The sequence below is a fragment of the Arthrobacter sp. P1_B4 genome (assembly GCF_056406555.1).
In genome coordinates, this window is record NZ_JBFTZW010000185.1 from 1 (window position 1) to 1,702 (window position 1,702).

Annotated in this window: 1 protein-coding gene; it reads left to right on the plus strand. The window is 65.0% G+C overall.

Features of this window, described 5'->3' with window-relative positions:
- Positions 1–646 precede the first annotated feature (646 nt).
- Positions 647–1,339: a DUF4386 family protein gene (locus AC1D1W_RS20600; protein WP_459384570.1), complete on the plus strand. Its 693-nt coding sequence runs from the start codon at positions 647–649 to the stop codon at positions 1,337–1,339.
- Positions 1,340–1,702: the final 363 nt, after the last annotated feature.

Here is a 1,702-nt window from a genome sequence, read left to right on the forward strand (position 1 = left end):
GTTGGACCGCTGTTCCGGGAGATCATCGATTACGTCCGGGGTCCAACGAAGTGAACCTGACAGCGAAAGGCGCTTATGGGAAGTCGTGGACCAGACACCCCAGCTGGCGGACCTCCCGGATGTACCCCGCCCCGGTGCACTCGACAGGCTCCCCCCCACTGGGTCCCTTCCGAACATTCCAGGTACCCATCAGAGACATCGCGGTGCTGACCGGGCTCGCCCTGAAACAACTGACCGCCGTGGACCGGATGCCCATTGCATCAACCCTGCCCACCGCCCGAGTCGCTTCAATCTGGCGGCAACTTAGAACACCACGGGACCTTGACCTCGACTTCGATCTAAACGACTAGGAAGTCGGGGCGCGATCTACACGGATGGAGCCTACGGTCAGCGGCGCGCGAAGATACCGTGCAGGCACGATTCGCTGCCCGATTCGAAGGAGTGGGTAGAGTCCCCGCCAGTCGGCCATCTGCTCTCGGCTCAGTGCGCGCCCAGACCGGGATGCACCGCAGCTTTGCAGTTCCGCGGACCTTTCCCGTGAATCAACGCACCCTAGCCCGGGACGCGGCCCCGGAACTACGCTGGGGCAGGCGTCGTCCCGTTTCCGGGCAGGCGGCGGGCTCATGGTCGAGGAAGGAAGCGGTCCATGAACGCACAGAACATCACCCACTGGATCCGGGCGGGGTTGTGGACGTTACCTCTTTACGGCCTGATCACCGCCTGGGCCACGCTTGAGCCTCAGCCGGACCAGCAAAAGGATCCAGACGCCTGGGCGCGGTTCGTCAGCTCGGGCTCGTATCAATCAAGCCACTTGCTCGGCAGCTACGGAGGCACCATCCTCGCGATCTTCGGGGTGTTCGCGCTGGGCTGCTGCCTGGCCAACAGCCGCGTCGGCCGCCTGGCACTGGCAGCAACAGTCATCACCGTCGCGGGAACTGCCTTGCTAATGGTCCCCGCCGTCCTCTCCACTTTCGCCACTCCCGCGATCGGGAAGGCGTATCTGGAAGGGAACCGGGACGTCATGCTTCTGGAGTTTCCATCCGCCATGACGGTCTCGTTCCTGCTCGGGATCGTGCTCGCGTTCCTTGGCAACGTCTTGCTTGGAGTCGCGGTCTGGCAGTCCCGCACGCTCCCCCGCTGGGCCGGGGCCCTATGGATTGCCGGCGCCGTACTGTTCTACCTCCTCGGCGTCGTGCTGGGGCAGGCGACCACGGGCAGCAGCCTTCCGACGCAACCGGCCGGTGCCTTGCTCATGGCTGCATCGGGTGGCTGGATGGCGTGGAGCCAGTCACGGCAGGGCCAGCCAGCCGCGGCCGTCCATGCGGCCGGCACGCGCTGACGGTTTAAGGTTCGTGGAGGCCGGACTTGCCCAAGCGGTCCAGGTGATTGTGTTGAGAATCCGCGTCGGCTCCATCCGTCCGGATGGATCGAGACGATGAACACCGGAGAATGACCTCACGCCGCATCTACGACGTTGCGATTATCTCGGTATCACCGATGGCGTATCACCCATGTGCGCGGTCCGGTGGGATTATCGTGCCCCTGGCCCAGCGGATCGGCTGACCCGCCTTCAGCCGCGCCGACCTCACCGGTGAGGTCCGCCTCGGGCCCCGAAGATGCCCGCCCGCTAACGTTCAGCAACCCAGCACGTGCGCTCACACATTTCAGCCCGACCCGACGACAGCCGGCACCCGCTGAGGGG

Bases quoted from the DNA above. Each gene is read 5' to 3' on its own strand.
- AC1D1W_RS20600 (WP_459384570.1), top strand. From the start codon at position 647: ATGAACGCACAGAACATCACCCACTGGATCCGGGCGGGGTTGTGGACG.